The organism is Streptomyces sp. Q6 (genome assembly GCF_036967205.1).
Classification (GTDB): domain Bacteria; phylum Actinomycetota; class Actinomycetes; order Streptomycetales; family Streptomycetaceae; genus Streptomyces; species Streptomyces citrinus.
Window position 1 is genome coordinate 240,058 of the sequence record NZ_CP146023.1, and the last position, 25,760, is coordinate 265,817.

At 69.1% G+C, this 25,760-nt stretch carries 21 protein-coding genes; 9 read left to right on the forward strand and 12 right to left on the reverse strand.

From position 1 onward, the window contains the following. Positions 1-283: 283 nt before the first annotated feature. The gene (locus V2W30_RS40690) at positions 284-895 is read right to left on the reverse strand and encodes a helix-turn-helix domain-containing protein (protein WP_338704219.1); all 612 of its coding nucleotides are present in this window, start codon (positions 893-895) and stop codon (positions 284-286) included. 149 nt (positions 896-1,044) lie between these two features. Here V2W30_RS40690 and V2W30_RS40695 point away from each other — a divergent pair, with 149 nt between their 5' ends. Then, entirely contained in the window at positions 1,045-2,487 is a 1,443-nt protein-coding gene (locus tag V2W30_RS40695; RefSeq protein WP_338704220.1) for an aldehyde dehydrogenase, read from the forward strand. A gap of 652 nt (positions 2,488-3,139) precedes the next feature. Here the strand turns inward: V2W30_RS40695 and V2W30_RS40700 are convergent. From V2W30_RS40700 to V2W30_RS40710, 3 genes are all read right to left on the reverse strand, one after another. After that, positions 3,140-3,997: an oxidoreductase gene (locus V2W30_RS40700; RefSeq protein WP_338704221.1), complete on the reverse strand. Its 858-nt coding sequence runs from the start codon at positions 3,995-3,997 to the stop codon at positions 3,140-3,142. A 117-nt stretch (positions 3,998-4,114) separates the two neighbouring features. Next, a complete protein-coding gene (locus tag V2W30_RS40705; RefSeq protein ID WP_338704222.1) occupies positions 4,115-4,954 on the reverse strand; it encodes an oxidoreductase in 840 nt (279 codons plus the stop codon). A gap of 362 nt (positions 4,955-5,316) precedes the next feature. Next, on the reverse strand, positions 5,317-6,024 hold the full coding sequence (locus tag V2W30_RS40710; RefSeq protein ID WP_338704223.1) for a ricin-type beta-trefoil lectin domain protein: 708 nt from the start codon (positions 6,022-6,024) through the stop codon (positions 5,317-5,319). A 675-nt stretch (positions 6,025-6,699) separates the two neighbouring features. Between V2W30_RS40710 and V2W30_RS40715 the strand changes: the two genes are divergently transcribed. The 3 genes from V2W30_RS40715 to V2W30_RS40725 all read left to right on the forward strand — a co-directional run bounded on the left by V2W30_RS40715 (position 6,700) and on the right by V2W30_RS40725 (position 8,126). Further along, positions 6,700-7,077: an SDR family NAD(P)-dependent oxidoreductase gene (locus V2W30_RS40715; RefSeq protein WP_425244734.1), complete on the forward strand. Its 378-nt coding sequence runs from the start codon at positions 6,700-6,702 to the stop codon at positions 7,075-7,077. 16 nt (positions 7,078-7,093) lie between these two features. Next, positions 7,094-7,726 carry a TetR/AcrR family transcriptional regulator gene (locus V2W30_RS40720; RefSeq protein WP_338704225.1) on the forward strand — a complete coding sequence of 211 codons (633 nt, stop codon included), beginning with the start codon at positions 7,094-7,096 and terminating at the stop codon, positions 7,724-7,726. A 130-nt stretch (positions 7,727-7,856) separates the two neighbouring features. Continuing rightward, positions 7,857-8,126, forward strand: coding sequence for a WhiB family transcriptional regulator (locus V2W30_RS40725; protein WP_338704226.1), 270 nt, complete (start codon positions 7,857-7,859; stop codon positions 8,124-8,126). A gap of 21 nt (positions 8,127-8,147) precedes the next feature. Here V2W30_RS40725 and V2W30_RS40730 read toward each other — a convergent pair whose 3' ends face one another. Next, complete coding sequence (locus tag V2W30_RS40730) at positions 8,148-10,085, reverse strand: N-acetylmuramoyl-L-alanine amidase (protein ID WP_338704227.1); 1,938 nt, start codon at positions 10,083-10,085, stop codon at positions 8,148-8,150. 244 nt (positions 10,086-10,329) lie between these two features. Here V2W30_RS40730 and V2W30_RS40735 point away from each other — a divergent pair, with 244 nt between their 5' ends. Next, positions 10,330-11,103, forward strand: coding sequence for a GNAT family N-acetyltransferase (locus tag V2W30_RS40735; RefSeq protein WP_338704228.1), 774 nt, complete (start codon positions 10,330-10,332; stop codon positions 11,101-11,103). Positions 11,104-11,389: 286 nt separating this feature from the next. Here V2W30_RS40735 and V2W30_RS40740 read toward each other — a convergent pair whose 3' ends face one another. Continuing rightward, a complete protein-coding gene (locus V2W30_RS40740; RefSeq protein WP_338704230.1) occupies positions 11,390-12,091 on the reverse strand; it encodes a hypothetical protein in 702 nt (233 codons plus the stop codon). A 77-nt stretch (positions 12,092-12,168) separates the two neighbouring features. On the opposite strand from V2W30_RS40740, the gene V2W30_RS40745 reads away from it, so the two are divergent. Beyond that, positions 12,169-12,720, forward strand: coding sequence for a hypothetical protein (locus V2W30_RS40745; RefSeq protein ID WP_338704231.1), 552 nt, complete (start codon positions 12,169-12,171; stop codon positions 12,718-12,720). A 15-nt stretch (positions 12,721-12,735) separates the two neighbouring features. Here the strand turns inward: V2W30_RS40745 and V2W30_RS40750 are convergent, their stop codons facing one another. Continuing rightward, on the reverse strand, positions 12,736-13,896 hold the full coding sequence (locus V2W30_RS40750; RefSeq protein WP_338704232.1) for a PIN domain-containing protein: 1,161 nt from the start codon (positions 13,894-13,896) through the stop codon (positions 12,736-12,738). A 244-nt stretch (positions 13,897-14,140) separates the two neighbouring features. Here V2W30_RS40750 and V2W30_RS40755 point away from each other — a divergent pair, with 244 nt between their 5' ends. Next, on the forward strand, positions 14,141-14,677 hold the full coding sequence (locus V2W30_RS40755; RefSeq protein ID WP_338704233.1) for a DUF4232 domain-containing protein: 537 nt from the start codon (positions 14,141-14,143) through the stop codon (positions 14,675-14,677). A gap of 33 nt (positions 14,678-14,710) precedes the next feature. Here V2W30_RS40755 and V2W30_RS40760 read toward each other — a convergent pair whose 3' ends face one another. Further along, entirely contained in the window at positions 14,711-15,061 is a 351-nt protein-coding gene (locus V2W30_RS40760; RefSeq protein ID WP_338704234.1) for a hypothetical protein, read from the reverse strand. A 188-nt stretch (positions 15,062-15,249) separates the two neighbouring features. Continuing rightward, on the reverse strand, positions 15,250-16,095 hold the full coding sequence (locus V2W30_RS40765) for a sulfurtransferase (protein ID WP_338704235.1): 846 nt from the start codon (positions 16,093-16,095) through the stop codon (positions 15,250-15,252). A gap of 228 nt (positions 16,096-16,323) precedes the next feature. On the opposite strand from V2W30_RS40765, the gene V2W30_RS40770 reads away from it, so the two are divergent. Then, positions 16,324-17,991, forward strand: coding sequence for a thiamine pyrophosphate-binding protein (locus V2W30_RS40770; RefSeq protein WP_338704238.1), 1,668 nt, complete (start codon positions 16,324-16,326; stop codon positions 17,989-17,991). Positions 17,992-18,050: 59 nt separating this feature from the next. Here the strand turns inward: V2W30_RS40770 and V2W30_RS40775 are convergent, their stop codons facing one another. After that, positions 18,051-18,671, reverse strand: coding sequence for a TetR/AcrR family transcriptional regulator (locus tag V2W30_RS40775; RefSeq protein ID WP_338704240.1), 621 nt, complete (start codon positions 18,669-18,671; stop codon positions 18,051-18,053). A 489-nt stretch (positions 18,672-19,160) separates the two neighbouring features. After that, complete coding sequence (locus V2W30_RS40780) at positions 19,161-19,583, reverse strand: hypothetical protein (protein ID WP_338704242.1); 423 nt, start codon at positions 19,581-19,583, stop codon at positions 19,161-19,163. A 213-nt stretch (positions 19,584-19,796) separates the two neighbouring features. On the opposite strand from V2W30_RS40780, the gene V2W30_RS40785 reads away from it, so the two are divergent. Further along, positions 19,797-22,853, forward strand: a complete 3,057-nt coding sequence (locus V2W30_RS40785) for a helix-turn-helix transcriptional regulator (RefSeq protein WP_338704243.1) — start codon at positions 19,797-19,799, stop codon at positions 22,851-22,853. Between the two features lie 11 nt (positions 22,854-22,864). Here the strand turns inward: V2W30_RS40785 and V2W30_RS40790 are convergent, their stop codons facing one another. Then, positions 22,865-25,699, reverse strand: a complete 2,835-nt coding sequence (locus tag V2W30_RS40790) for a helix-turn-helix transcriptional regulator (protein WP_338704244.1) — start codon at positions 25,697-25,699, stop codon at positions 22,865-22,867. Positions 25,700-25,760 lie beyond the last annotated feature (61 nt).

The following is a 25,760-nucleotide window of genomic DNA, read 5'->3' on the forward strand; positions in this document are numbered from 1 at the left end:
CACAGGACGACCTACGTGTGTACATCCTGAGAGTAGGTGTGCGCGGGAATTCTTTCGCGTCGAAGGGGTCACAAATACGTGTGAATGAGCCGGGCGGGCGTGGCCAGCTGGAGTCTGCCTCCGCAGACTTCCGTGCGCGTGGCAAGTATGCGATCGGATGCTTCACCGGCGTGAGGTGTGATGAGGGCGCGGCCTCTCGTGCCTTGTCAACGCGCGCAGGAGCTCCACTGGTTCGCGCGGAATTACGCAGTAGCGGCATTGCCGTCCATACCCTGACAATCTCTCATGTGTCGAGTGAACCTGTTGATACAGGTGTTCTGGAGCCTGGCTCGGTGGCTTTCTGCCGGTCATGAGTGGGAACACCGAATCCGTACAGAAATGTGTCGACCACCAAGTCGGCCGCCTGCGCGGGGCTGAGGTGTGCCTGCTGGTGCGCCGCCAGACGCATCAGCTCGGGGAGCAGTGGCCCGGCCCAGCGCTCCGGCTGGTTCCCACGCAGCAGCCCTTCGGTGGTGGCCCGCTCCAGAAAGTGGTCCACTTCGGCGATGCAGGCGTCCCGGCGACGGCGGATCTCGTCGTCGTCGAGCATGCGGGCGGGGTCGACGGGCCAGGTGCGGTTGACGGCGATGATGCTCTCGACGTAGCGGTGCAGTGCCACCGCGACCGGCGCCTCACGCAGCCGGGAATGCCTGATGGCCTCCTCGATGGCCGTGACCCGGGACTCGTGGATCGCCGCGAGCAGGTCCTCGCGACAGGCGAAGCGCCGGTAGACGGTGCGCCGGTCCACGCCCGCCTCCGCGGCAATGCTCGCGATGGTCGCGCCGGGGTCGGCGGCGAGCATCCGCGCCCCGGTGGTCAGGACGGCTTCAAGGTTGCGTGCTGCGTCGGCTCTCATGGATGAAAGGTACCTTCCATGTGCAACTTCATGAACTGTAAAGCTACTCGCACGCGAACTTAGAAGATGGAAGTGCTACATTTAAGTGGCAGTTGGATGGCAGCTCGATCGAACTGCACCTGAGATCCGTTCCGGAAGAGAGAAAACACATGATCACCTACGGTCGGCTTTTCATCGGAGGTTCCTGGGTCGAGCCGAGCAACGCGCAGTTGCTCGACATCGCTTCGCCGCACGACCAGTCGGTGGTCGGCCGCGTCGCCCAGGCGCAGCCTGCGGACATCGACCGCGCGGTCGCCGCGGCCCGGGCGTCCTTCGACTCCGGCGAGTGGCGTCTGACCCCGCCCGCCGAGCGGATCGCGGTCTTGCGCCGGTTCAACGCCCTGCGCGAGGAGAACGCCGAGAAGATCGCCCACCTGATCTCGCTGGAGAACGGCTCAGCCGGCTGGTTCACCCGCGCCGGACAGCCCGGCCTGACTCGGCAGGCGAACGCCTACCTCAAGGCGGCCGAAGAGTTCGGCTGGGAGGAGACCTTGGACCCTTCCGACCCGACGGCACCGACCCGCAGCGTGGTGCGCCGTGAGGCGGTTGGCGTGGTGGCCGCGGTGATCCCGTGGAACTCTCCGTTCTCCTCGGCTACGTCAAAGATCATTCCGGCTCTGCTGGCCGGCAACTCCGTGGTCCTGAAGGTGTCCCCGGAGAACTCCTTGAGCATGGGCTTCCTGGCCGAGCTGCTGGAGCAGGTCGGCCTGCCCGAGGGTGTCATCAGCGTCCTGCCCGCCGACCGCGAGACCAGCGAGTACCTGATTGCGCACAAGGATGTTGACAAGATCGCCTTCACCGGATCCACGCGAGCGGGTCGGCGGATCGCCGCGATCGCGGGCGAGCAGCTCAAGCGGGTAAGCCTCGAGCTTGGCGGCAAGTCTGCCGCTGTCATTCTGCCCGACGCGGACGTCGCGAAGGCGGTCGCGGGCCTGAAGTTCGGTTCCCTGCTCAACAACGGTGAGTCCTGCATCGCCCAGACCCGCATCCTCGCCCCGCGCGAGAAGTACGAGGAGGTCGTAGCGGCGCTCAAGGAGCTGGTGGAGTCGCTGAAGGTCGGCGACCCCAACGACCCCGACACCTTCATCGGCCCGATGATCCGCCCCGACCAGCAGGAGCGGGTGCGCAACTACATCCAGCTCGGCATCGAGGAGGGCGCCCGCCTGGTCACGGGCGGCCCGCAGATCCCCGAGGGCCTGGAGCAGGGCAACTACGTCACGCCCACCGTCTTTGCTGACGTCGACAACTCCATGCGCATCGCACAGGAGGAGATCTTCGGCCCGGTCCTGGTGGTCATCGCATACGACGACGAGGATGACGCCGTGCGCATCGCCAACGACTCCGAGTACGGGCTCTCCGGCGGTGTCTGGTCTGCCGACGAGGAGCACGCTCTCGCCGTCGCCCGCCGCGTCCGCACCGGCACCATCACCATCAACGGCGCCTCGGTCGCCTTCGACGGCCCGTTCGGCGGTTTCAAGGCCAGCGGCATCGGCCGCGAGTACGGCGCGGTCGGCCTCGGCACCTACACCGAGTACAAGACCATCACCGTCTGACCCTCGTACGACCATTCCGCCGTACGACACCACCCCGCAGCCCGAACCATCGTTGATGGTTCGGGCTGCGGGGTGGTGTCGCGGGTCTTCCTGGCTTCCACGCCGTCGGCGTCGGCGTGGAAGCCGATGCTGCGGTCGGCCAGCATGAGCGGATGCTGCACGGTCGTCGAGCAGATCCACCTCCTCACCGCCATCAGAAACCTGGACGGTGCAGTGGCCCGGCGGGTGACCAGGAGTGTGATGGGCCACCACACCGGCAGCTATCTCCACGACCGCACCCTCGACGACTCCGAGGATGCCCGCGGCGCGGGTGGCCTCCATGACGGTAGTCGCGAGAGGTCTTGCTCCGGCGCCGGGCGATCAGCGCGTCCCAGTCGGGTGCGCCGTACAGCACACGGGCGTTGGGGAAGAACGGCTCCCGCCGTTGGGGGCCACCCATCCGACGTGGTCCAGGTGCAGGCCCTCCGGCGCGATCCCGACCTTGGCCAACTCATCGGGCAGAGCCCCGCCGACCGCGGTGAACTCAGGAGCATGTTTCAAGGCCGGCGGCAGCCGTCATCTGCCTCCGGGTACGGGGACTGCACAGGCCCCGTACCCGCGTCCACCAGCACCGAGGACCCATTGCCCTGGACGAGCAGCAGGCGGTGGGTACTCAGAGCACCGCGTTCTCTGCGGCGCCGGGGAAGTCCGTGCTGAAGGCCAGCTCACGGCCCGCCTCGAACTCTGCGCTCAGCTGCTCCAGCTTGACCCCGATGCGGCGCTGAGCGTCGCTGCCCAGCACGACCCAGTGAGCCGGCTCCGGCGCACCCACGGCCTGGAAGATCGCCTCGGCGGCCCGCTCCGGGTCCCCGGGGAACATCTCCGGCGTGAGGCTGCCCATCATGGCGCGGAAGGCACCGGCCGTGGCGGCGTAGTCGTCGATGGCCTCGCCGGACACCTTCGTCCGATTCTCGATGCCGGTACGGAAGGACCCGGGCTGGATGATCATGGCGCGCAGGCCGAGCGGCTCGATCTCCTGCCAGAGGGCTTCGGTGAAGCCCTCCAGCGCGAACTTGCTGGAGGAGTAGAAGCCGTTGGCGGGCAGGCTCGCCAAGCCGTCCATGGACGAGATGTTGACGATGGTGCCGGTCCGGCGGGCACGCATCTGGGGCAGCACCTGCCGGGTCAGCTCGACTGCGCCGAAGAAGTTGACCTCGAAGAGTCGGCGGTAGTCGCTCTCCTCCTGCTCCTCCAGGGCGCCGACGAAGTCGATGGCGGCGTTGTTGACGAGGATGTCAATACCGCCGAAGCGTTCCTCGGTGGCACGCACGGCCGCCACCCGGTCCTCGGCGTCGGTGACATCGAGCTTCACGGCGAGCGCGGTCTCCGGGTAGCGCGCCGCGAGTTCGGTGGTGGCCTTGGTGGAGCTGGCCGTCGCCACCACCTGGTCGCCGTGGGCGAGCACGTGTTCGGCCAGGGCCTTGCCCAGGCCACTGGAGGCGCCGGTGATGAGCCAGGTCTTGCGAGACATGGAGTGGTCTCCTTTGAACGGGATGAATGAGATGTGGGATGAAACAGATGTGTCGTAGCCAAAGACACGTGTGAGAAGATGCCGGGCGGTCGAGGAGCGCGGCCCGGCGGACGGCTGCTACTCGCCGGCCGGGAAGTCCGCGGCGGCGCTGGCCGCGGCCCACTTGCGGGTCTCCACGGCGCGGGCGTCGCCGGCCTCCAGCGCCATGGTCACGGCCTGGGCGCCGAGCAGGATCCGGCGCGGCGGGTCGTCGTCGCGTACGACGTCGATGAGGACCTGGGCCGCGCGGACTGGGTCTCCGGGCTGGGAGCCGTTGTTCTCCGCCCGGTACTTGTTCATGGCGCCGACGGTCTCCTCGTAATCGGGGCCGACCGCGTGCAGTTCCATCGACGAGCCCTGCCAGTCTGTGCGGAAGGCACCCGGCTCGACGATGACCACCTTCAGCCCGAAGGGTGCGACCTCGTTGGCCAGGACCTCCGAGAAGCCCTCCACGGCGAACTTCGCGCTCTGGTAGGCGCCCATGCCGGGCGTGCCGCCCACGCGGCCGCCGAGCGAGGAGAACTGCACGAACATGCCCGAGCGCTGGCCGCGCAGCACCGGCAGGGCCGCCCTGGTGACATTGACGACCCCGAAGAAGTTGGCCTCGAACTGGCCGCGGAAGTCGTCCTCCGCCATTTCCTCGACGGGCGCGCTGTTGGCGTAGCCGGCGTTGTTCACCACCACGTCCAGCCGGCCGAAGGCATCGACTCCCGCCTGCACCGCGGCTTGGGCGGCGGCGGGGTCGGTGACGTCCAGGGCCACGGCCCGCACTCGGTCGCCGTACTGGGCGACGAGTTCCGCCAGTTGCTCCGGACGACGGGCGGTGGCGACCAGTTGGTCACCGGCCGCCAGCACCGCCTCCGCCAGGGCCCGCCCGAAGCCTCGGGACGCGCCGGTGATCAACCATGTCGTAGCCATGAGAGTGCCTTCCTGTTTCTTGCCTCACTGACGTGAGGGCCGAGGAGTCCTCTCTCACTCTCCTCAAAGGACCGGCGTCGGACCTCCGTCGATTTGCTGCGGATTGCCACACGTGGGGCAGGCACAAAACACGGATGTGTAAGTCATTGGACTGAATGGAAGAGCTGCTCACCACCGCCCGTTCCGTGTGGCGTCACAGGCTGGAGCCTGGGCGCGCCGTTCCCCGCCCGACATCCGAACACCTCCGGTCCCGTCACGGTGTTACGCGGGATACCAGGACGGCACCGGAACGCCGGTCGGCATCGACGGCTGACCCACCCCTGCGGTGGGCCGTACCGCGGCCCACCGGAGCCGCCAGTCCCTCAGGACGAGGACCACTTCTGGTTTTCGCCGCCGGAGCAGGACCACAACTGCAACCTGGTCCCGTTGGCCGTCTGGTTTTCCCGCACATCCGCGCACTTGTCGGCGAGCGGATTGACCAGGTCGCTGCGGACGTTCAGGTTGAACTGCTGGACCGTGCTGCCGTCGCAGGAGGCGAGTTGCAGGTCCGTCCCGTCCTCGGCGGACCCTCCCGCGAGCTGGACGCACATGCCGAGGGTCTGCATGGTCCCGCCTGTGAACGTCCAGTGCTGCGACGCGGATTTGTTGCAGTCCCAGATCATCAGCCCCGCACCCTGCACGGCTTTGCCGCCCACGACATCAATGCAGCGCTTGGAGGCGTGGCTGAACACGCTCACCCCGGGTGTCGTGGCAGCAGCGGTCGAGTCCGTGTCGGCCTTCTTCCCGGACGAGTCGGGGGAATCGGCATCCGGGTTCGCGTGCTCCTTGCTCGCCCCGCTGCTCGTGGGCGAGGCGGCCTTACGGGGCATCTCCGCCGTGTCCTGTTTCTTGCCGGAGCTGGTGGCCGAGGCATGCGCCGAAGGACCGGACTGGTCCCCGAGCGCGTCGATGACGTCCGAGCCGTGATCATCGGAGTGCACAGACACTGACGAATCGTCGCGCGAGCTGTCGTCGTCGCCGCGCACCAGGCCCAGGGTCAGCGCGACACCGCCCACAGCGAGCAGCCCCACGACCCCCACGACTCCCAGTGCGCCACGCAGTCCCTCACGCCTGCTCTTGTGTCCGGCGGCCGGTTGAGGCGCCACGACCGGAACGCCGCCGGAACCACGTTCCGCGTCCGGACTGCGGCCGGTGTTTCCCCGTGAGCCCAGCGAGGAGATCTGCGAGAGCCGCGGTACGGGAGCACCGCGCCGGGGTTCGGCCGTGCCTGACGCTGAGGAGTCGTGCGGAACCGGTCCGGAACCGGAACTGACCGACTTGCCGCTGCCCGGGACTCTCTTGGGTAGGTCCCCCGCGGACCGGGGCGTGTGAGGAGGCTTCATGGGTTCCTTTCCGACGGAGCCGTGGCATGGGGCGGCAGTGTGCGTATGCGTGTGCGGGGGTGGCCGACCGGTCTCCTGGACAACCCGGCCCTGTCACGCGTGACATGTGACTCATACCGGTCTGCGGACGCCCACTCAAAGCGGCGCGTCGGACGAGCTGTTGAGGGCTGAGTTTATCCGTATGAGCGTCGCCCGACACCCACGGCTGGACGGCTCTCGTGTGCTTTGGGTGTGTCGAAGCGCCCTCAAGGCGAGCCGCGACGGCATCACATGTATGAACACCTTGTATGGTCGATCTTGCGGACGACCAGCGAGGACCTGTCGCTCGCCGAGAACCCTCTCTTCTGAAGGCATGGCTCAGGTATGAAGCTGACAACCACTCGGTGCCGAGACGGTGCGGGCGCGCAGGTGACCATCGCCACGCGCATCCCCGCCATCGCCCAGCCGCTGCTCGAAGAACTGCCCGGCTCACGGGCCGTCGCACTCGATGTGTCGGACCTGGCCTCTGTACGCGCCTTCTGCGCCGACTGGAGCGGACCGGTCGACGCACTGGTTGCCAACGCGGGCGTGATGCTGCTCCCGACATGCGAGGTCAATGCCCACGGCTGGGAGACGCAGCTCTCCACCAACTACCTCGGCCACTGCGCCCTTGTCCCCGGCCTGCGCTCCAGGCGGCCGGGAACTCCCGCGGGGTCGTCGAGACCATGCGCACAACCCGCTGCGCCGACTCCGGGAACGTAGAAGTGGAAGGCGTCCGATGAGGTCTGTGACCCGGCGTCAGGCGCGCTATCACGCCGCACGTTCCGCCGCGTCCCGGGCGCAGGTGGTACGCACACTGGGGCGCCTGCTCGATTCCGGTGAGGCGTTCACCGAGATCAGCGTCCAGCGGATTCTGGAGGAAGCGGGCGTTTCCCGGGCCACGTTCTACTCGCACTTCCGCAGTAAGACCGACCTGTTGGTACAGCTCACCGACGAGTTGCGGCAGTCACTTCTGGCGCTCGTCCAGCAGTGGGACCTGAGGGCGCGCGAGGACGCCGCCGACCGGCTCGCCCGGTTCTTCGAGGACGTGCTCACGATTCACCGTGATCACCAGGGGGTGCTCACCGCCGTACGGGAGGCGGCGTCCTACGACGACTCCGTAGGTGACTTCTACACCGCGAACCTTGAAAGGTTCGACGAAACCGTGCTGCGGATTCTGCGCTCGGAGCAGGCCGCCGGGGCGACTCCGGACGACGTCGACGCTTCCGCCGCCAGCCGGATCATCATCTGGGGCGGAGCCCAGGCGATCGCCCAGCACATCGCGGTCGATGACGGGAGTGGCGACGCCGTCTTCGCTCGCGAACTCGCTCAGATCTGGTGGCACGGAGCCTTCCGCCGCCCCACGGACTGAAGACGAAGCACATCCGAAGCAACGTATCTCCATATATGCGGAATACCCTGCCGTGACTGTCCTATTGAACACATGTGAACGGCCTGAGGGTCGATGCGGCATGCCGCGAAGGAATTTGAGGGAGTGTCAGATGCACCGTGAACTGCGGACAGTCACCCACTGGCAAGACAGGAGTGCCTGCAGACGTGAGGATCCCGAGCTCTTCTTCCCTATCGGTGACACCGGTCCGGCACTGGCCCAGATCGAGGAGGCCAAGGATGTGTGCCGGTATTGCGCCGTCATCGAGCCCTGCCTCGAGTGGGCCCTGGCGGCGCAGGAGGCCCACGGCATATGGGGGGCGACAACCGAGGCCGAACGGCGCCGACTTCGCCGCGCGGCGATCCGCACGGCGCAAGCCTGACCCGCCCGGCCGTCGGCCACATCAGTCCTCCCAGTGGCGGACCGCCTTGGTCGCGGTGACATCACCGGCGTAGACGAGCGCCACGCGGTGGTTGAACTGGATGGTGTACATCTGCTTGCCGCCGATCACGACCGCCCCGCTGGAAGGGAAGTAGTCGTCGGTGGCGGTGGGTCCGGTGGTGGCGACGTACGCCTGGCCCGCCGGGATGGCGTACATGTTCAGCGGCGCCTGTGTGGAGGCGCCCAAGCCGGCCGGGTACTCGGCCTTGTCCGGGTAGCTCGAACCGTACACGGACACCGGAGCGGTGCCGGCGGGCCGGATGACCCGCACGCCGTAACTGATCCTGGTGTTGGCGCCGTCGGGGTTGTGGAACCAGACCTTGGCGCCGCTGTACCAGATCGCGGTCCAGTCGGCCTGCGTGTCCGCGACGACGAACTGCTGCCCCGACTGGGCGGTGCTGCCCCAGTCGTTGATCCGGTCGGTGCCGGCCGCTGTGCCATGGACCGCCTGGTCGCCGAAGAGCGGTGCCGTCTCATTCGGAGCGGTGCGCAGGAAGACGAAGTCGGCAGGCTGCTGTCTCTGTGTGCAGGCCGTCGTCTGCCCGGTCGGGTCGTCGGACGGGCACACCTGGACGGTCTGCACGTTCTGGGCGAACGGTGGGTTGACCGTCACGACGTCGCCGGGCTGCGGCACCCCGGCGATGCCGCTCGCCGGAGCGCGCAGCAAGGTCATGAAATGCGCCCAGTCCCAGGAGGGGCCCGGGTCCCAGTGCATACCGGCGACCAGGGCCGAGTTGGGGCCGGCGACGTTGTCATGACCGATGATGTGCTGCCGGTCCAACGGGATGCCGAACCGCGCGGCGAGGTACTGGACCAGGTAAGCCGTCGCCTCGTACTGCGCCTCGGTGTACCAGGCCGCGCCCTGGACTGCGAAGCCCTCGTGCTCGATGCCGATCGAGTGCAGGTTGCTCGAGTAGTTGCCCGCGTGGAAGGCGATGTTCTTGGTGGGCACCATCTGGGTGACCGTGCCGTCCGAGGACATCACGTAGTGCGTCGAGGCGGTGTTGGTGGGATTGGCCAGCCCTGCCACACCGACGTCGTAGGTGGTCTCCAGGTCGTGGATGAGGATGGTGTCGATCCTGATGCCGTTGGCCGGACGGTCGGAGACCTGGCTCCCCGCGGGAGATCCGGCGACGAAGGTGCAACGGACGGCGGGCGGGCACTCGGTGTCCGTGCCGGCCGCCGCCGCATCCGTACGCAGCGCGGCACGCTGCGAAGGCGCCGCGGCGAGGGACCGGTGGGCGTCCAGCCGGACCCGTTGGCCGTCCCGTGTCGTGACGGAGGCGCCGCTGCGCAGAGTGGCGAAGACGCGGTCGGCGAAGGCCGCCGCTCCTTGCTTCTCCTTGGACTGGCTGTAGCGGGCCACGGCGCCGTACCACCGGGAAGCGTCCGAGGGTGTCCCGCCGATCAGTTGTTTCTCGTACGAGGCGAGCAGCGCGGCACCGCCCCGGATGTTCGCCACGTCGTCCGCACGCAACTCGCGCGGGGACAGCCCCGTCAGCTCGGCGGCCTTCTGGAGGGTGTGCAGGGCCGGGTCCGAGGCCAGCGACTTCAGGTCGGCGCGGCCCACAGCCCCCGCGGCGCCGCCTGCCAGCATGCGAGGGGTGACGTCGGTGAGGTGCATGACTCCATAGCCGCCGTCCGTACTGGCCTGCGTACCGTGCGAGTCCCAGCGCGACTCCTGGTAGGACAGCGCCAGCAGGAGGCCGGGCGGGACGTGGTACTCGGCTGCGGCGGACTCGAACGCCCGCTGCCGGGACGTGGAAGCGCCGTTTGAGGAACCGGGCGAACCGGGTGAGGTGTCAGCGGAAGCGGTGAGCGGCGACATGAGCAGGCCGCTGGCGGCCAGCACACTCGCGGCGATGACGATGGGCGCGCCGGCTCTTTTTCGTTTGTGCAAGGCATGGATCCTTAGGAACCGGGAGACATGATGCCGTGACGGCTGCTCCGGACGGCGGAACGTGTGCCCGAGGCAACCTCTGGACCTGCCGCAGACTATAGGGGTCTTGATGTCGACAGGAACGCAAGTACGTGCCGAGCGGGGCAAGTTGATGACCCTGTCCGAGATTCCTACCAGCTAGTAAGTGTGTCACGCGCGGTGGCGGGCCGAGGCAGATATACTCACACGTATGACGAGTAGACATGTGGTTCGCGAGGCGGCTGAGGCTTTTCAGGCGGCCACGGAACAGCTCACCGACATCCTGCCGAACGGCTTGCACGAGCGCGGCCCCAACGGCGCCCTCCTGGCCGTGACCGGCTCCATGATTCCCGTGCTGAACGGCATCATGAGCGTGTCCGACGTCCCGGACGCCGAGGAGATCAGGCTGCTGTGCGAGAAGGCCGAGCCGCATGTCCAGCAGCTGCCCTGGAGCATCCGGCTGCGGGGTGAGGCCGGTGAGGAGATCACCACGCTGGCCGCGCGCCGCGGCCTGTCCACTCGGCTTCAGCAGCCTTTCATGCTGCTCTCGCTTGCGGACGGGCCTGAAGTCGGCCGGGATCAGCGGCAGTTCGGCCCGGAATCCGTGACCGTCCGTCCGCTGGGCGACGACGAGCACGAGACCTTCGCCGCGGTCCTCGGCACGGCGTTCGGTGCCCCGCCGGTGATCATCAGCAGTCTCTACACCCCGCACGTCCTGGGCCAGGCGTTTGTCAAGGCATACATCGCCGAAGCGGATGGCATACCTGCCGCGGCCGGCCTGGCGATCGTCACCGAACGGCACGTCGGCCTCGCCAACATCGGCACCCTGCCCGATCACCGGCGGCGAGGGCTCGGCCGGGCGGTCGTCGAGGCGATTCTTCGGGACGCCCGGGCCGCCGGGGCGCACACGGCATACCTGCACTCGAGCGACGAAGCTCTTCCGCTCTTCGAGCAGGCCGGCTTCCGCACGGAGGAGTCATGGGCCGCCTTCACCGCCTGAGCAGGTGAAAGCCCTTCCGGCCGCATCTGCGAGGACAACCTCGGAGCCTGGATCAACGCCAAGGTCCGCGGCCATCTCCGGTGCGCGCCTTCGCACCGGGGATGGCCGAGGCCAAGGGATGCAGTTGGGCGGGCCTGGAGCGGCAGGCGGCCGAGTCCGTCGCGATCGTAGGGCCATCGCCTTTCTGGCCTGCCTCGCTCAGCGCGGCCCTCAACGTCGGCACGATCACCCCGAGCACCCAGACCGAGGTACACGCGGCGCGGTACGGCGGCGTGGGATCAGGAGCTCAGGAGCCCGCAGCTGTCGGATCGCCGTTCGCCCGAGCGGCATGTTCCTGCTGCCTCTGACGAAGCGTTTCAAGACGCCGGCGGTTCGTCTCGTCGATGGCCTGGCGGTTCGCGGTGGCGTAGTTGCTGCTGATCGATTTCAGGTGATCCACCACTTTCCCGAGCTTGTCCTCGACCTTCTGCGTCGGGCGTTCCCCCCGGAGAACCGCGCCCAGGACATGCAGGTCGGCGTCGTACTGCATGGTCTCCACCGGGCCTGCGGGGCCGTGCGCGTGCACCGTGAACTGGTAGGCCATTGGCAGATCCGTCTCCCACCGCTGGTTGGTGTCGAAGAGGTACTCCAGCTTGTGTCCGGGCGGCAGCACCGGAATGCGGCGCGCCAGGGCCTCCCGCAGATGCGCGGTGGCGTCCTCGTCGACGGAGGACTCAATCTCCGGGACGACGTTGATCCGCACGTTGCGGGCCACCGTCGGGCCGATGTTCTCGATGGCCACGACCAAGACAAGCGACCAGGGGTCCCGCGGCTGGATGGTCACGATCACGTACGGCTCGGAGGACTCCTTTTGGACCCGCTCGGCCAGGGCCAGGGAGTTCTGTGCTGCCTCGGTCTGCTGCCGGGCGTACTTCACCTGGTACGCCGCGACACAGGCGACGAGAGCGGAGGCTATGGCGACGACGAGCGACCACTGATCTGTGTGCATGGGCGCAGCGTAGGAGTTGGGTCTGACAGTCGGGCTGCGGCCAGGTCTCCGGGTTGTCCCAGAGCCCGGTGTGAGCGATGAGGGGGGTTGAGGAACAGCTGAACTCCTGCCCGGTCGCGGCCTTCTCGCCGTTACTCTGGCGGCCGTACTTCTGGACCGGAGAGGCGGCCGCCGTGCTCGACGAGCCCACCCCTGAGAGCGGCGATGTCGCTCCCGCCGCAAGGACGCGAAAGAGCGAGCTCACGAAGAAGGTGTTCGTCGGTCTCGGCGTCGCAGCCCTCTTGCTCCTCAAGTTCGCCAAGGGGCAGCACGTCACGGACGGCGTCGCTGCTGAGCAAGCGCCCCTGGGTCGGGCGCCGACACCGGAGGAGCTCGAGTTCGCCGAGATCGTGAAGTCTGCCGCCGAAAGCGCCTACAGGCTCATCAGCTACTCCACGCACGGCTTTACCGTGGAAGCGCGGTTCCGGTCCGGTTCCGGGAGAGGCAACTGGACCGCGTATCTGGAGTTCGATCCGGAGACGGGCAACTACACCCACAGCCATCCGTACAGAGGCGCGACTGCGCCTCTGTTCTTCGGCGACGAGATCAGACGGCGTATCAGGGAAGCAGGGGGCGTCGTCTCCGGTTGACGGTCAGGACTCGGTTCAGGTGTCCTGCTGTTGGGCGTTGCGTGCCCGGCGTTGTGCCCGCAGTCCGGTGCCCGGCTTCGTCTCGCGCGCCCGGTTCGGTTCCTCGGCCGACAGGTCGTGGCGCAGCTTCAGCACGGCCACCCCACGGGTGCGGGCTCGCAGGGCCTGCCCCGTGTCGTAGGTGATGAGGGTGACCGGCGCGGCAGCGGTGTCCTTGATGGCCCGCGTACGGTCGACGATTTCGTCGTCCACGTCCGTGAGGCGGGTGTGGCTGGGAGCGTCGAACAGGACCTCCACCGTGGTCTTCGTGGGCTTGCCGTCCGGAGTGGTGAGACGGCCTACGCCTTCTGCGGAGAGGATTTTGTCGAGAACGGCCAAGGTGTACCCGGCGCGCCACCGTGCGTGCTCCTTCCCGGCTTCCTTGAGGCGGTCGAGTTCGTCGATGACGACGATCGGTGCCAGTAGCTGGACCGTGCTGCCGGTGGCGGACAACAGCGCGGCCAGGTTGGTCTCTTCCAGCTTGGTCGGATGCTGAATGTAGAAGCTGGTGTCGGCCACGGCCAGCACGGTGCGGCCGCTCCACCGGCGACTGTGGTTGAAGAGGTCGTCGCACGCGGCCTGGAGGTCTTCGACGCGGTGCTGCAACTCGAGGTCAATCATGGGGAAGAGGAAGCGGCGTTGGTCGTTCGTCGTGTACTCGCCCATGTAGCTGCTTCCGTCGACGATCCGGCGGTACCCGTCGGTGTAGACCAGGTTGCGGATGTCAGCGTCGCGGACTTGGTGGTGCAGCAGGCGGGCTGACGTGCTGGCCCACTCGAGATACTCGAACAGGTAGTCCCCGTCGTGGCTGTTGCGCAGGTTCTCTGCGGCGACACGGACGCGGTCGAGGTTTTGGCGGAGGTTGTTGCGGTGGGCGCCGGGATACGGCGAGATCAGCATTCCTCGATCCTGCCGGGTGCCGCGCAGGCTGTCAGCCGGATTCCGCGTTGTCCCATACAGTCCGGTGTGGGCGATGACGTCGGCGGTGACGGGGGCTGGCGTCGAACTCGTCGCGCGGATCGGTCTTCTCGTGGAGGGCTGCCGACGCACTGCCCAGCGCCCGCAATCACGGCTTCGGCGCAGGGCGGTGGGAGAAACCGCCGCACGAGGTCGTCCATGATCTCGTGAGATTCCCATGGGTCGGACTACTTCGCCGGCTCCGGCTCAAAAGTCACTCGGCACCTCCTCGCAGCACTCACACGTGTGACTGCCGTGATCGCGCAACGCGCGTTCGCCGCTCAGTGGTCACAGGACACCCAAGGGTGATTCAAGAGTGTCCCCCGGGACGTAAAGAAGCGGAAGGTGCGAGAACCGCCTGCTGCAAGAAAGCCTCATACATATCGGAAGGCCCCAAAACGGGGCATCCGGAAGGGGGCACAACATGCTCTTCAACGGGCGCATCCACCGCCTCGTCACTCCTGCCGCTCTCTCGGCGGTCGTAGCGGCGGCGCTGGTCGGTGTCACCGCGGGTCCGTCGCAGGCCGCGACTCGGCCAGGCTGGGCGGACACGTCCTCGCTGTCCGTACGTGTGCACGCGCTGGACTCGGGCGCGGGTCAGCGCTACGCGGCGGTGATTCTCACCAACAAGACCCACAAGACCGTCCGGACCGAGGGATACGTGGGGCTGCAACTCCTCAACTCGCACGGTAAGGACGTGGCCACGCGGGTGGTCCGCGACCGCGGCCGGGCTGTGCCGATCACCCTCAAGCCGGGGCAGAGCGCCTATGCCCGGCTGCACTGGGGAGAGGTGCCGGCCGCCGGCGAACCGACCAAGGCGGAGAAGAACCCCACTCGGCTGGAGGTCACCCCGCCCGACTCCCGCCACCACCTCAACACGGCGTGGAAGCTGGGCGAGGTCCTCCAGAAGGGCCGCATCGACATCACCCCGCTGGCCAAGGGCGCCGGCCCGAAGTTCTGAACGGCCCGCTTGACCTGGGGTCCTGCGGCACGGTCAGGCCGGGACCACCCGGTAGCTCCACGCCTGCCAGGGAAGGTCGGTCTGCGCCAGTGAGCCACTGCGCCAGGCAACGGCGCCGGTGCAGTCGGCCCCGGGGTACAGCTCCAGGGACGTGGAGCCCGAGACGACCTGAACGGACAGCGCCGAGGTCGACAGCGTGTGGCAGGTTCCCAGGTCACGGAGGTCGACCTCGGTCGCTGTGCCTGTCCCGGTGGTGCCCGGATAGAGGTACGCGCCCTCCTGCAAGGGGGGCCAGCCAGCCGCGACCGCCGTGCCGGCGCCGATGCCGACGACCAGCGCGCCGGCCGAGGCCGCGCCGACGGCCGCGGCACGGAGTCTCGTCATGGAGGCGAACATGTGATCCACCCTCTCCTGTGCGTGACGACGTCGCGGGGGAGCCTGAGCCGCCGTCACCACTCGTTCGTCAAACGTGCTCGGCTCTAAACTCTTGCACGTTCAACCATGGGAGGGAGAGATCAATACCGGCCACCCACACATGTGTCAGACGACCGGCACAGAGCCGACCGCAGAGGCTACTTGTTGGCGCCGAGCTCGATCGGCACGCCGACCAGCGAGCCGTACTCGGTCCACGAGCCGTCGTAGTTCTTGACGTTCTCGACGCCGAGCAGCTCGTGCAGCACGAACCAGGTCAGCGCGGAGCGCTCACCGATGCGGCAGTACGCGATGGAGTCCTTGGCGAGGTCCACGTTCTCCTCGGCGTAGAGGGCCTTGAGGTCGTCGTCCGACTTGAAGGTGCCGTCGTCGTTGGCGTTCTTCGACCACGGGATGTTGCGCGCGGACGGGACGTGGCCCGGACGCTGCGACTGCTCCTGCGGGAGGTGGGCCGGGGCGAGCAGCTTGCCGGAGAACTCGTCGGGCGAGCGCACGTCGACCAGGTTCTGGTTGCCGATCGCGTTGACGACGTCGTCGCGGAAGGCGCGGATCGAGGTGTCCTGCGGCTTGGCCTTGTACTGCGTGGCCGGGCGGTTCGGGACGACGTCGCCGTCGACCAGGTCGCGGGAGTCGAGCTCCCACTTCTTGCGGCCGCCGTCGAGGAGCTTGACGTCCTGGTGGCCGTAGAGCTTGAAGTACCAGTAGGCGTAGGACGCGAACCAGTTGTTGTTGCCGCCGTAGAGGACGACGGTCGTGTCGTTGGCGATGCCCTTCTCCGACAGGAGCTTCTCGAAGCCCTCCTGGTCGATGAAGTCGCGGCGGACCGGGTCCTGGAGGTCCTTGGTCCAGTCGATCCGGATCGCGTTCTTGATGTGGTTCTTCTCGTACGCCGTCGTGTCCTCGTCGACCTCGACGATCGCCACGTTGTCGTTGTCGAGGTTGGCCTCGCCCCAGTCGGCGTCTACCAGGACGTCGCTGCGGCTCATGCTGTGTTCCTCCGGGGCAGTTGCAGGGGGGACGAGTACTGGGTGCGCGGCCTGCCCTCTCCCGCCAGGACACACACCTCTGGAACGCACCCGCCGGGCCTCGCGGTTCAGCCCCGACAGTGAACTTCTCTCCAACTCGGACACGTGTTTTGAGTGAGCACCCGAACACCCAGCCGCGCATCCCCGTCGTACGCGTCCCGCGTACACGCGCGGCACGGAGGACGAACGATGACAACCCTTGCCGACGCGATCGCACAGACACTGGCCGACGACGGCGTACGGCACGCCTTCGGCGTCGTCGCCAACGGGAACGTCCTCGCCGTCGCCGGGCTCACCCGACGCGGCGTTTCCTACCTCTCCGCCCGCCATGAGGGTGGGGCGCTCACCATGGCGGACGCCTACTACCGGACCACCGGCGAGGTCGCCGTGTGCACCACGGGCGCGGGCCCGGGGCTGACGAACACCGCCACCGGCCTGGCCGACGCGGTCAAGCACCGCAGCGGTGTCCTGCTGCTGTGCGGCGACGTGCCCACAACAGGTCCTCGCCGGATCGACATCGACCAGGACACGTTCCTTGACTCCCTCGGCGTACCCGTCGTCCGCCTGACCGACCTCACCACCGCGCGCACCGACACCCTGAGGGCCCTGCGGCTGGCCCGCGGCGAACAGCGCCCGGTGGCCCTGTGCCTGCCACAGGATCTGATCACGGCCCAGGTCACCGAGCAGGCGCCGATCGACCGCTACTCGCAGCGACTGCATCGCATAGCCGCGGACTCCGCCGGGACGCAAGCGGCCCTGAAGGCGTTGGCCGGCGCCCAAAGGCCCCTGATCCTGGGTGGTTTGGGCGCCTGGCGCTCAGGCGCGGCCAAGATCCTCACCGAACTCGGGGACCGGCTCGGCGCTCTTTCTACGACCAGCGCCATGGCAAGCGGCCTGTTCGCTGGCAACCCCTGGTCACTGGGCGTGTGCGGCGGATTTGCCTCGCCCCGTGCTGCCGAACTGATTGCCGAGGCGGACGTCGTGCTCGCCTTCGGAGCGAGCCTCGACCAGTGGACCCTCGCCGGCGGTCGGCTCCTCGCCCCCGATGCCGTACTCGTCCAGGTGGACACCGCCGCCGCCCCCACCACCGACCGCGTCGACATCCTCCTCACCGGCGACGCCACCGAGGCGGCCACGGCCCTCCTCGACGGTGTCCAGGCAGCAGACCTGCCCCGGTCGACCTGGCGCGAGGACGTCAACGACCTGACAGCACAACTGGGTTGGGACTATGAGCCCTTCGAGGCGGCACACCAGCACGACCGGATCGATCCACGCGCACTGACTCGCTGCGTCGCGGGCCTGCTGCCCGAGGCACGCACCCTCGTCACGGACGGTGGCCACTTCGTGGGCTGGCCCGCCATGTACTGGACGGCCCCCGACCCGGCCGCTTACGTCTTCACCGGAGCCGCCTTTCAGAGCATCGGCCTCGGCTTCGCGGGCGCGGTCGGCGCAGCCGTCGGCCGGCCCGACCGGACGACCGTGGTCGCTCTCGGCGACGGCGGAGCGCTCATGGGCCTGCCCGAACTCGAGACCCTGATCCGCACCGGCCGCTCGGCCCTCGTGGTGATCTACGACGACGGCGGCTACGGCATGGAAGTCGTCCTGTTCGGCGACCGCGGTGCCGATCCCGCGTCCATGCTTTTCGGCGACACCGACTTTGCCGCCACGGCACGAGCGCTCGGCGCCCGCAGTGCCACCGTGCGCTCGGCGGCCGACCTTGCGGTGGTCCGCGCCTGGCTGGACGAGGGAGCCAAGGGCGTCCTGCTCCTCGACTGCAAGGTCGTCCCCAGGGTCGTGGCCCCCAGTTTCTCCAAGCTCACCTCGCTCATCACCGGGGGGCGGGGAAGCCGTCCGTAGTGGACCGCCGGCTCATCCGCTCCGCCGTGCTGAGCGCCACGGCTGCGAACGGTCGCCGACTATGCGTCGACACCCTCCGGACCACCGACGGAGCGGTGTGCGGTACCGGGTTCCTCGGTCACGGGGCGAAGCATGTCGGCGATCAGGCCCGCGAGTCGGTCGTTGTCGGCCGTGGCCAGCGCGGTGGTGCCGACGATGCTGCGCAGCAGCCACGTACCGGCGAGCAACGCGAGTCCCAACTGTGCACGGACCTCCGCGTCGGGGCCCTCGAGCAGGCCGGCGAGCCGGGAGCCCACATGCGTCTCGATGCCCCGTCTCATGATGTCCGCCGCCTCCGGATCCGATGCCGACCGCAGCAACAGCAGGAACGGGTCGAGCCGTTCGGCGTTTGGCGCTGTGCGCTCGGCGAGCGTGCGGGCGACAGAGTCCGCCAGACCGGACAGTCGGTCGCCGGCGATGGTCGGTGGCCCGAAGACACGGTCGACGACCTCGGCGAACAGCCGTTCCTTCGAGCCGAAGTACCGGTTGATCATCATCGCCGTGACACCCGCGCGTTCGGCGATCTGCCTTACTCCGGCCCGGGCGTACCCGTGCTCGGTGAACTCGGTGACGGCCGAGGCCAGAATCGCCTCGCGTGTCGCGGCGCCGTCACGCTTACGGACAGGCTGCTCGGAACTCATGCGCAGGAGCATACGTGGGCCTGAGTGCCCTCCATGGCACGCGATGACCTCGGCCGGACACAGGCCCCCTCAGAGGCCGCAGCCCTGCTCGGCCGTCGCGGCGAGGAACGCCGGCGCGAAGGAGTTCACGGACATAAACCACACTCCGACGCCCGGGCCGGCCCCTCCTGGTGTGCGCGTGGTCCGACCGCTGTGTGGTGATCGTCCGCGCGGCAGGTGCTGAAGAGGCCCGGTTGTGCAAGTGTCGTCGACATGGTCGCTGCGAGGCGGCGAACGGGCACCTGTCCGAAAGAGCCTCAGCACCTGCGACCCTGGACTTCACACGTATCAGGCAACGGGCAAGCGGTCACATGGCACGGCAGTCGGCCGACGATGCCGGACCGTCACTTTGCACCACTGGGCCACCGTGGCGCGCAACCGTGCGAACCCGCCGCGGTTCGCGCCCGGTTCACCGGGCTTCTGCCTTGCCCGGCCCATCGGCACGCCGTGTCAGCCCCCGGCGTCACAGGGCCACGTCTGAATGGACTCGATCCGGTTGTCCCACGTGGACCCGAGTCCGCTGTACCACCCCCAGGCCTGGATCTTGAAGGTGCTGCCGGCCCCGTAGCGGTACTCGGCGCCGCAGAACGTGGTGCCGGTCTTGTTGATGATGGAGGAGATGTTGGTTCCCAGGAAACCGTAGTACCTGGGGATGTCGTTGAGCTTCCAGACGTCGGCCCAGGGAACGCCGATACCGCTTCCCTGGTAGTTGCCCTGGTCCCAGATGCACAGGGCGTACTGACTGCCGCAGTTGCCGGATCCGGAGCCGATCCAGGCGTCCGCCGACGCCGAACCGCCGGTGGCGAGCGTGATGGCCGCGGCCGACGCTCCCGCCACCGCCAGGGTGGTGATTCGAGTCTTCAGGGTCCCCATGCCCAGCCGTCCTTCCATGTCTGTGTTCCCGCTGTTCGGAAGTGGATCAAAGCCGTACAGGGAACACGTTGACGCGGCGCAGAAAGGTTCACCCCTGATGCCTGGCGGTGAACCCCTGGCTGCTCGCCTTTCCCTCCCGGGGGGTGGGAGCATGCAGGAGGAGAGCGCTCTTGCTGAAGGACAGGAGTGCGTGCACCGCAGCAGGGGGAACCGATGAACGGGCACGGCAGGTTCGCCTCCCTTGCCGCAGTGGAGGAGGCGCAGCCCACCTCGTTGCTGGCCCCTTTCCTGCATCAGGCACGGCCGGGGGACCCGGGCTTCGTCGGCCGGGGCGCCGAACTGCGGGCGCTGCGGGACTTTCTGCTCCGGGCGACCGCTCGGGGAGCGGCCCTGGTGGTGTCCGGGCAGGCCGGCGCGGGCAAGTCGGCACTGCTGGAAGCCGCCGTTCAGGCGGCAAGGGTCGATGGCATGCGTGTCCTACGGTGTACCGGCATCCGCGGCAGTGATCCGCCCGAACTGTCCGGCCTGCTCCAGATCATCTGGCCGGTGCTGGCGAATTGGTCAGGCTCAGCGCACCCGACCGTCGACCTGGTGAGCCCGACTGACCCGACCGATGAGGCGAGCCCCACCGCCCTGCCCTGGACCGACGACGATGTGTGCGACGCCGTGGACCTCGATGCGGCGTACCTCGACGCGCTGTTCCGCGTGCTGGTCGACGGCGCCCCCGCGCCAGGCGGCGGAGACTCCTGGCTGGCCTTCACTGTTCTTGAGGTGTTGGCAGCAGTCTCCCAGGCCGGACAACCCCTCCTGGTCGCCGTGGACGACTGGGACGCGCTGGACGAACCCAGTAGACGCGTGCTCACCTTTGTCGCCCGAAGGGCCCAGGGGCATCCGCTGGCCCTGCTGTTGACCACCCGTCCACACACCACACCGCCCCACACGGCGGCCCAGGACAGCACACCGCCCCACCTTGCGACCGGCCTTCCCACCCTGCCGCTCAGCCCGCTGTCGCCTGCCGAGTCCGCCCGGCTCCTGGCCTCGCGACGTCCTGATCTCGCCGCGGAGACCGCGCGCGAACTTCTGGCGACCGCGGCCGGCAACCCCCTGGCATTGCTAGAACTACCCGTCCCGTCCGAGGACGCACGGCCGAGCATGCCCGGCTCCTCCGACCGGCTGGCCGCCGCCATGGCGCCGGGCGTAGCGGGACTGCCCCCCGGGACCCGGGACCTGCTGCTGGTCGCGGCCCTGCACCCGGAGGCCGACCTGCCGCTGCTCCTGTCGGCCGCGTCCCTGCTCGCCGGCGCGGAATTGGACTTTGCGGTACTGGATCCCGCGGAGCGCGCGGGCCTCGTGGTGTTCGACGGCAGGCGGACGCGCTTCGGTCACCCGGCGATGGCGGGGGCGGTCATCCATGGCACCGTCGCGCGCAGGTGCCGGGCCGCGCACGCGGCGTTGGCGGCCGTCCTGCCGGCCGGCTCGGTACGGATGCTGTGGCACCGGTCCCAGGCGGCGGAGGGACACGACCCGGAGCTGGCTGCTCGGCTGGAGGCGCTGCACGGCGACACGCTGGAACAGTGTGAGCCAGCGATGGCCGTACGGCTGCTGCGGCGCGCAGCCGACCTTCACCGGAGCCCCGCCGACCAGGGACGCTGCGCTCTGCGAGCCGCCCAGCTCGCCCAACTCCTCGGGCTGGAGCGCATGACCCGCACGATGGCGCACCGCGCCCTGCGCCACCCGCTGGGCCCCTTGGGCACGTTGTGTGCCCGCGTCCTGATCTCCATTGAGCACGCTGACGGACGGCAGCCGACCGCGTCGGTGAGCGTCCGCAGGGGGACACCCGAAGCAGGGGCCGCCCCGGCTCGCCGGACGGCCCCTGCCCGTCGCGTCCTTGACGGTCCCGGCTCCGCCGTCCCGAATCCCACCGACCCGGCCTGCTGGCCCACCCCCGTCGGCGCCGATGAGCAGGAGAACGCCCTGGAGCTGGCCCGGATCACCGCGCCCGTTCTCGTGGGCGACGACGAACGATCCGAGGCGCTGCTGGCCTTCCTCGACGCTATGCCGGAGCGTGCGGACGACTCCCGGTGGCTGCACTCCATGGCTATGGTCCGCCCGCTGGACCGGGCCGGCACCGTCCTCGCGGGCATGCCCGTCGACCGGCACCTGACCGACCTGCCCGTGCGCGACATCGAGCGCCTCGGGCAGGCCGCGATGCTGGCCGGTGACCCCGTCCGGGCCATGGACCTGTTCCGGCAGGCGGAGCGCCGCCGCTTCCACGCCCGGCCGGACCAACTGCCGTGGGCACTGCTGAGGCAGGGACTGGCGCATCTGGGCATGGGCAGCTGGGCCCAGGCTGAGCACGCCTTCCGGCGGTGCGTGAAGCTGGCCGACAGCGCGTACCGCCAGGACCACCACGCGGCGGCCGCCCGCCTTCTGCTGGATGTCGTACGAGCTCTGCGCACCGGCACTGCGGCTCGCCCGCGCAGTGCCAGGGATCTGGCGGCGGCCAGGCGCTCGATGCCGGCGATCGACACGGTCCTCGCCGTCTGCACCGCCTGGGCCCTGGTCGAGGGCGGCGACTACGCGTCGGCCTTTCCCGCCTTGTCGTCGCTGCTCAGGGCCCCGCGCACGCGCTCGCTCGCCCTGTTCGCCCTGGTGGCCTTCGCCGAAGCCGCCAAAGCCGAACAAGGCTCCCCGGAAGCGCTCGCGATGCTCGACCGGCTGGAGACGGAGCTGGGCGCGCAGTGTCCCGCAGTCGTTGCCCTCCGGTTCACGGTGGCGCGGGCCGTTCTCGCGGACGAGCACGACGCCCAGGAAATGTTCAAACGGGCCTTCGGTGAAGACCTGACCCGCTGGCCCTACCTGGAGGCGCCGCTGCGTCTGGCCGAGGGCAAGTGGCTGCGACTGCGGCGGCAGTTCGCCGACTCCCAGGCCACACTGCGCCAGGCGGCTGCCGCCTTCACCATGCTGGGGTCCGAGGCCCGCGCCCCGCGGATCGCCGAAGAGCTACGGGCTTCCGGAGAACGGGCGGACAGCGCCGCCCTGGGCGCGTCCCGGCCCGCCACGGCGCGCGACCTGCTCGCCGCCCGCGAACTGCGGATCGCCGAGCTCGCCGCCCGCGGCCTGTCCAACCGCGAGATCGGCGAACAACTCGGCCTCGCACCACGAACCATCGGCGCGTACCTCTACCGCATCTTCCCCCAACTGGGCGTGACGTCCCGGGCACAACTGGCCGAGACACTGAGGGAGCTGACGGACCCGCCCGCTCCCTGAGTCCCGCCGCGTCAGTCGGCCCCGAACCGCGCGGCCAGCTGCGCCCGGGAGGAGACGCCCAGCTTCGGGAAGATCTGGTACAGGTGCGAGGCGACCGTACGCGGTGACAGGCGCAGCTGTTCCCCGATGGCCCGGTTGGACAGGCCGCGGGCGGCCAGGCGGGCGATGGTGAGCTGCTGCGGCGACAGCAGGCGTGGGATGTCGTTCGAGTCGTCCTCGGCGTGCCGTTCCTCCGTCGCCCAGCCTGTCGCCCGCAGCTCAGAGGCGGCCTGTTCGGCGCGCGCAGGGGCGCCCAGGGTCCGGAAGACCGACTCGGCCGTGGACAACGGCGTACGGGACTCGGTGACGCGCCGCCGACGCCTGAGCCAGGCTCCGTAGCCGAACTGGGTCATGCCGTGCAGCAGCGGCCACCTCTCGATCCCGGGCCGCAGCACCCGACGGTAGCGCTCCTCCGACTCGTCGTCCGGGGCGAGTACCGCGTCCGCGTAGGCCACGATCCGCTCCAGCAGAGGTGAACACCCCGCCCGCGTCAGCGCCGCGACATGGTCGACGACGGTCCTGGCATCGGCCTGCTCCCCGGCGGGCAGCGCCGCCTCCGCGAGGAAGGCGAGCCCCCAGAACTGCTCGAAGGCGTACGGCGTCGTCGGGTCCGCGAAAAGAGAGCGCAGCCGGACATAGGCCTCGGCGTAGCGGCCCGTGCCGGACGCGGTGACCGCGCGAGCCAGGACCGCCAGGCTGAGCTGCCGGCTCTGGCCGAGACGCAGGGAGGATTCCTCGACCTCGGCGGCGCATTCCGACGCCCTGTCGTGCTCCCCGCGAAGGGCCGCGACGATGGCCAGCATCCCGGTGGCCCGCGCCGCCCAGTCCTGCTGCCCCGTCCGCTCGGCGATCACCCGGCTCTCCTCGGCCAGCACCAGGGCCTTGTCCCACTGGGTGCCGAGCCAGATCTGGCACATCGTCCGCGGTACGAGCATCAGCGACAGCTGCCCGTACCGGCCGGAGGCACGGAAGGCGTCCTCCACCTCCTCAAGGAGCGGCTCCGCCTGCTCGAGGTCGATGGTGAGGGTGGTCACCTGACTGAACAGGCTCCGCCCCTCGACCTCGGAGGGCAGGGGAATGGGCTGCGGGACCGGCGGCCGGGGCACTCGCAGGGGGTCGATCAGTGACAGCAGAACGAGATACCACCCGTCCCGTGGCCCGGCTTCCAGCTCCTTCGCCGTGCGCAGGACCAGGTCGCGCTCCCTCTCCCCGACCTGCTGCCACCGGCATCTGCGGGCCGCCGCGAGCAGCAGTTTCCGGGAGAGCACGGGATCCTGCGCGGCGACCGTGCGCGCCGCGTCGCACAGCTCGGCGATCCGCTCTCGGCCGGCCGTGCTGCTGCCCGGCAGCAGATCGTGCACCCGCAGCAGCAGGGCGCGCCCGAACGTCCCCAACTCGGTCGGGTCGATCTGGCACACGAGCCGCAGCGCCTGGTCCACCAGACCGTGGTCACCAGCCAGCTCGGCGGCCCGCAGCAGTCGTACCGCCCGGCTTTCCCGATCGGGGGAGAGCCGCGCCGCACTCTCCAGCGCGGCGAGCACCACCAGCACCCCGGTGATCGAACCCGAACCGCCCACCAACCCCTCCAGCCGCTGCGCAAGTTCATCGTCGGGACCCGCCATGCACTGGGCCGTGTGCCAGGCGGCGTGGGCAGGACTGTTGAGGCTCCGCCCGAGCGCGGAGTGCACGGCCATGCGCCGTGAGGTTGACGCCAGCCGCAGCACGGCCGAGCGCATGAGCGGCTCATGGAAGCGAATCCGAGGGGCGTCGCCGCCGACACCTTCCTCGACCTCCTCAACGCTTTCGTCGACGATCAGTCTCCGGGCCACGAGCTCCGCGAGACCGGCGCGGGCCGCGCCGTCGTCGTCGCCGAGCAGGGAGCTGCTCGCGCGCAGAATGTCCCATGTGCCCGGCGAGATACTCAGCGCGGCGGTGAGCAGCACGTCACGGGCGGACGCCGACAAGACCGCCCAGTCGTACGCGTACGCCTCGGCCAGGCGCGGGGTAGCGGGCAGCATGCCGAACCCGGCCGCGTCCCCGAGCGGACCATCGCCCAGGGAAAGCTCCGTGAGGGCTAGCGGATTGCCGCGCGCCACGGCGAGGACGAGCTGCTCCTCGCTGTACCCGATGACCCGTCCGGTACGGGCGATGAGCGCGCGGGCGTGCGGGTCGGGCAATGATCCGAGTGTCACGGAGAGGCCATGCGCATGCGACGCTGAGCCGCCATCGCCGCGCTCGGCGACGATCATGCCCACCGACCCTGACCCGGTTTCTGCCCCCGCCGACGTCGAGCCGCAGAGCCTCGCCAGAGCGAGCAGGGCATTGCGGCTCGCGGCGTCGAGCCGGTCGAGGTCGTCCACGCACAGCAGCACCGGCTCCGACAGCGTGGCCAGCAGCCGCAGCCCTGCCGCGGCCAGCTCCACGGCGCTAGGCACGGCGCCGCCGCCGGTGAACGCGGCGCGCAAGACGACACGTTCACGGTCCGGCAGGTCGTCGATACGCGCCAGAGCGGGGAGCAGGAGGCCTTGCAGCGCGGCGTACGTCAATTCATCCTCGCCGGACGCCCACGCCGTCGACAGCACACGTATGCCCTGTCTCACAGCTTCTGCCGCGGCGGAGTGCAGGACGGCGGACTTGCCGGTACCGGGCGTGCCGTTCAGGTGGAGCACGCCGCCGTTCTCCGGCAGGCCGGTCAGGAACGAGGACACCAGCTTCCACTCTCGATCCCGGCCGACCAAGCCGGTGCCTCCCGGGCCAGTGCCGTCCGGGCCGGTTTCCTCCGCCGTGCCGACGCGCGAGCTGATCACGTCTCCTCCGCCCCCACCCTCCGTAGGCCTGCCTTGTGCCTGGTCGCCTCTATCGTTCCAG

What these genes read in the sequence shown, in the direction of transcription:
- V2W30_RS40705 (WP_338704222.1), bottom strand. Translation starts at nt 4,954, where the DNA reads ATGGCTACGACATGGTTGATCACCGGCGCGTCCCGAGGCTTCGGGCGG.
- V2W30_RS40770 (WP_338704238.1), top strand. Translation starts at nt 16,324, where the DNA reads ATGACAACCCTTGCCGACGCGATCGCACAGACACTGGCCGACGACGGC.
- V2W30_RS40785 (WP_338704243.1), top strand. Translation starts at nt 19,797, where the DNA reads ATGAACGGGCACGGCAGGTTCGCCTCCCTTGCCGCAGTGGAGGAGGCG.
- V2W30_RS40690 (WP_338704219.1), bottom strand. Translation starts at nt 895, where the DNA reads ATGAGAGCCGACGCAGCACGCAACCTTGAAGCCGTCCTGACCACCGGG.
- V2W30_RS40755 (WP_338704233.1), top strand. Translation starts at nt 14,141, where the DNA reads ATGCTCTTCAACGGGCGCATCCACCGCCTCGTCACTCCTGCCGCTCTC.
- V2W30_RS40765 (WP_338704235.1), bottom strand. Translation starts at nt 16,095, where the DNA reads ATGAGCCGCAGCGACGTCCTGGTAGACGCCGACTGGGGCGAGGCCAAC.
- V2W30_RS40780 (WP_338704242.1), bottom strand. Translation starts at nt 19,583, where the DNA reads ATGGGGACCCTGAAGACTCGAATCACCACCCTGGCGGTGGCGGGAGCG.
- V2W30_RS40750 (WP_338704232.1), bottom strand. Translation starts at nt 13,896, where the DNA reads ATGGGAATCTCACGAGATCATGGACGACCTCGTGCGGCGGTTTCTCCC.
- V2W30_RS40715 (WP_425244734.1), top strand. Translation starts at nt 6,700, where the DNA reads ATGAAGCTGACAACCACTCGGTGCCGAGACGGTGCGGGCGCGCAGGTG.
- V2W30_RS40740 (WP_338704230.1), bottom strand. Translation starts at nt 12,091, where the DNA reads ATGCACACAGATCAGTGGTCGCTCGTCGTCGCCATAGCCTCCGCTCTC.
- V2W30_RS40700 (WP_338704221.1), bottom strand. Translation starts at nt 3,997, where the DNA reads ATGTCTCGCAAGACCTGGCTCATCACCGGCGCCTCCAGTGGCCTGGGC.
- V2W30_RS40695 (WP_338704220.1), top strand. Translation starts at nt 1,045, where the DNA reads ATGATCACCTACGGTCGGCTTTTCATCGGAGGTTCCTGGGTCGAGCCG.
- V2W30_RS40760 (WP_338704234.1), bottom strand. Translation starts at nt 15,061, where the DNA reads ATGACGAGACTCCGTGCCGCGGCCGTCGGCGCGGCCTCGGCCGGCGCG.
- V2W30_RS40745 (WP_338704231.1), top strand. Translation starts at nt 12,169, where the DNA reads ATGAGGGGGGTTGAGGAACAGCTGAACTCCTGCCCGGTCGCGGCCTTC.
- V2W30_RS40720 (WP_338704225.1), top strand. Translation starts at nt 7,094, where the DNA reads ATGAGGTCTGTGACCCGGCGTCAGGCGCGCTATCACGCCGCACGTTCC.
- V2W30_RS40775 (WP_338704240.1), bottom strand. Translation starts at nt 18,671, where the DNA reads ATGAGTTCCGAGCAGCCTGTCCGTAAGCGTGACGGCGCCGCGACACGC.
- V2W30_RS40725 (WP_338704226.1), top strand. Translation starts at nt 7,857, where the DNA reads ATGCACCGTGAACTGCGGACAGTCACCCACTGGCAAGACAGGAGTGCC.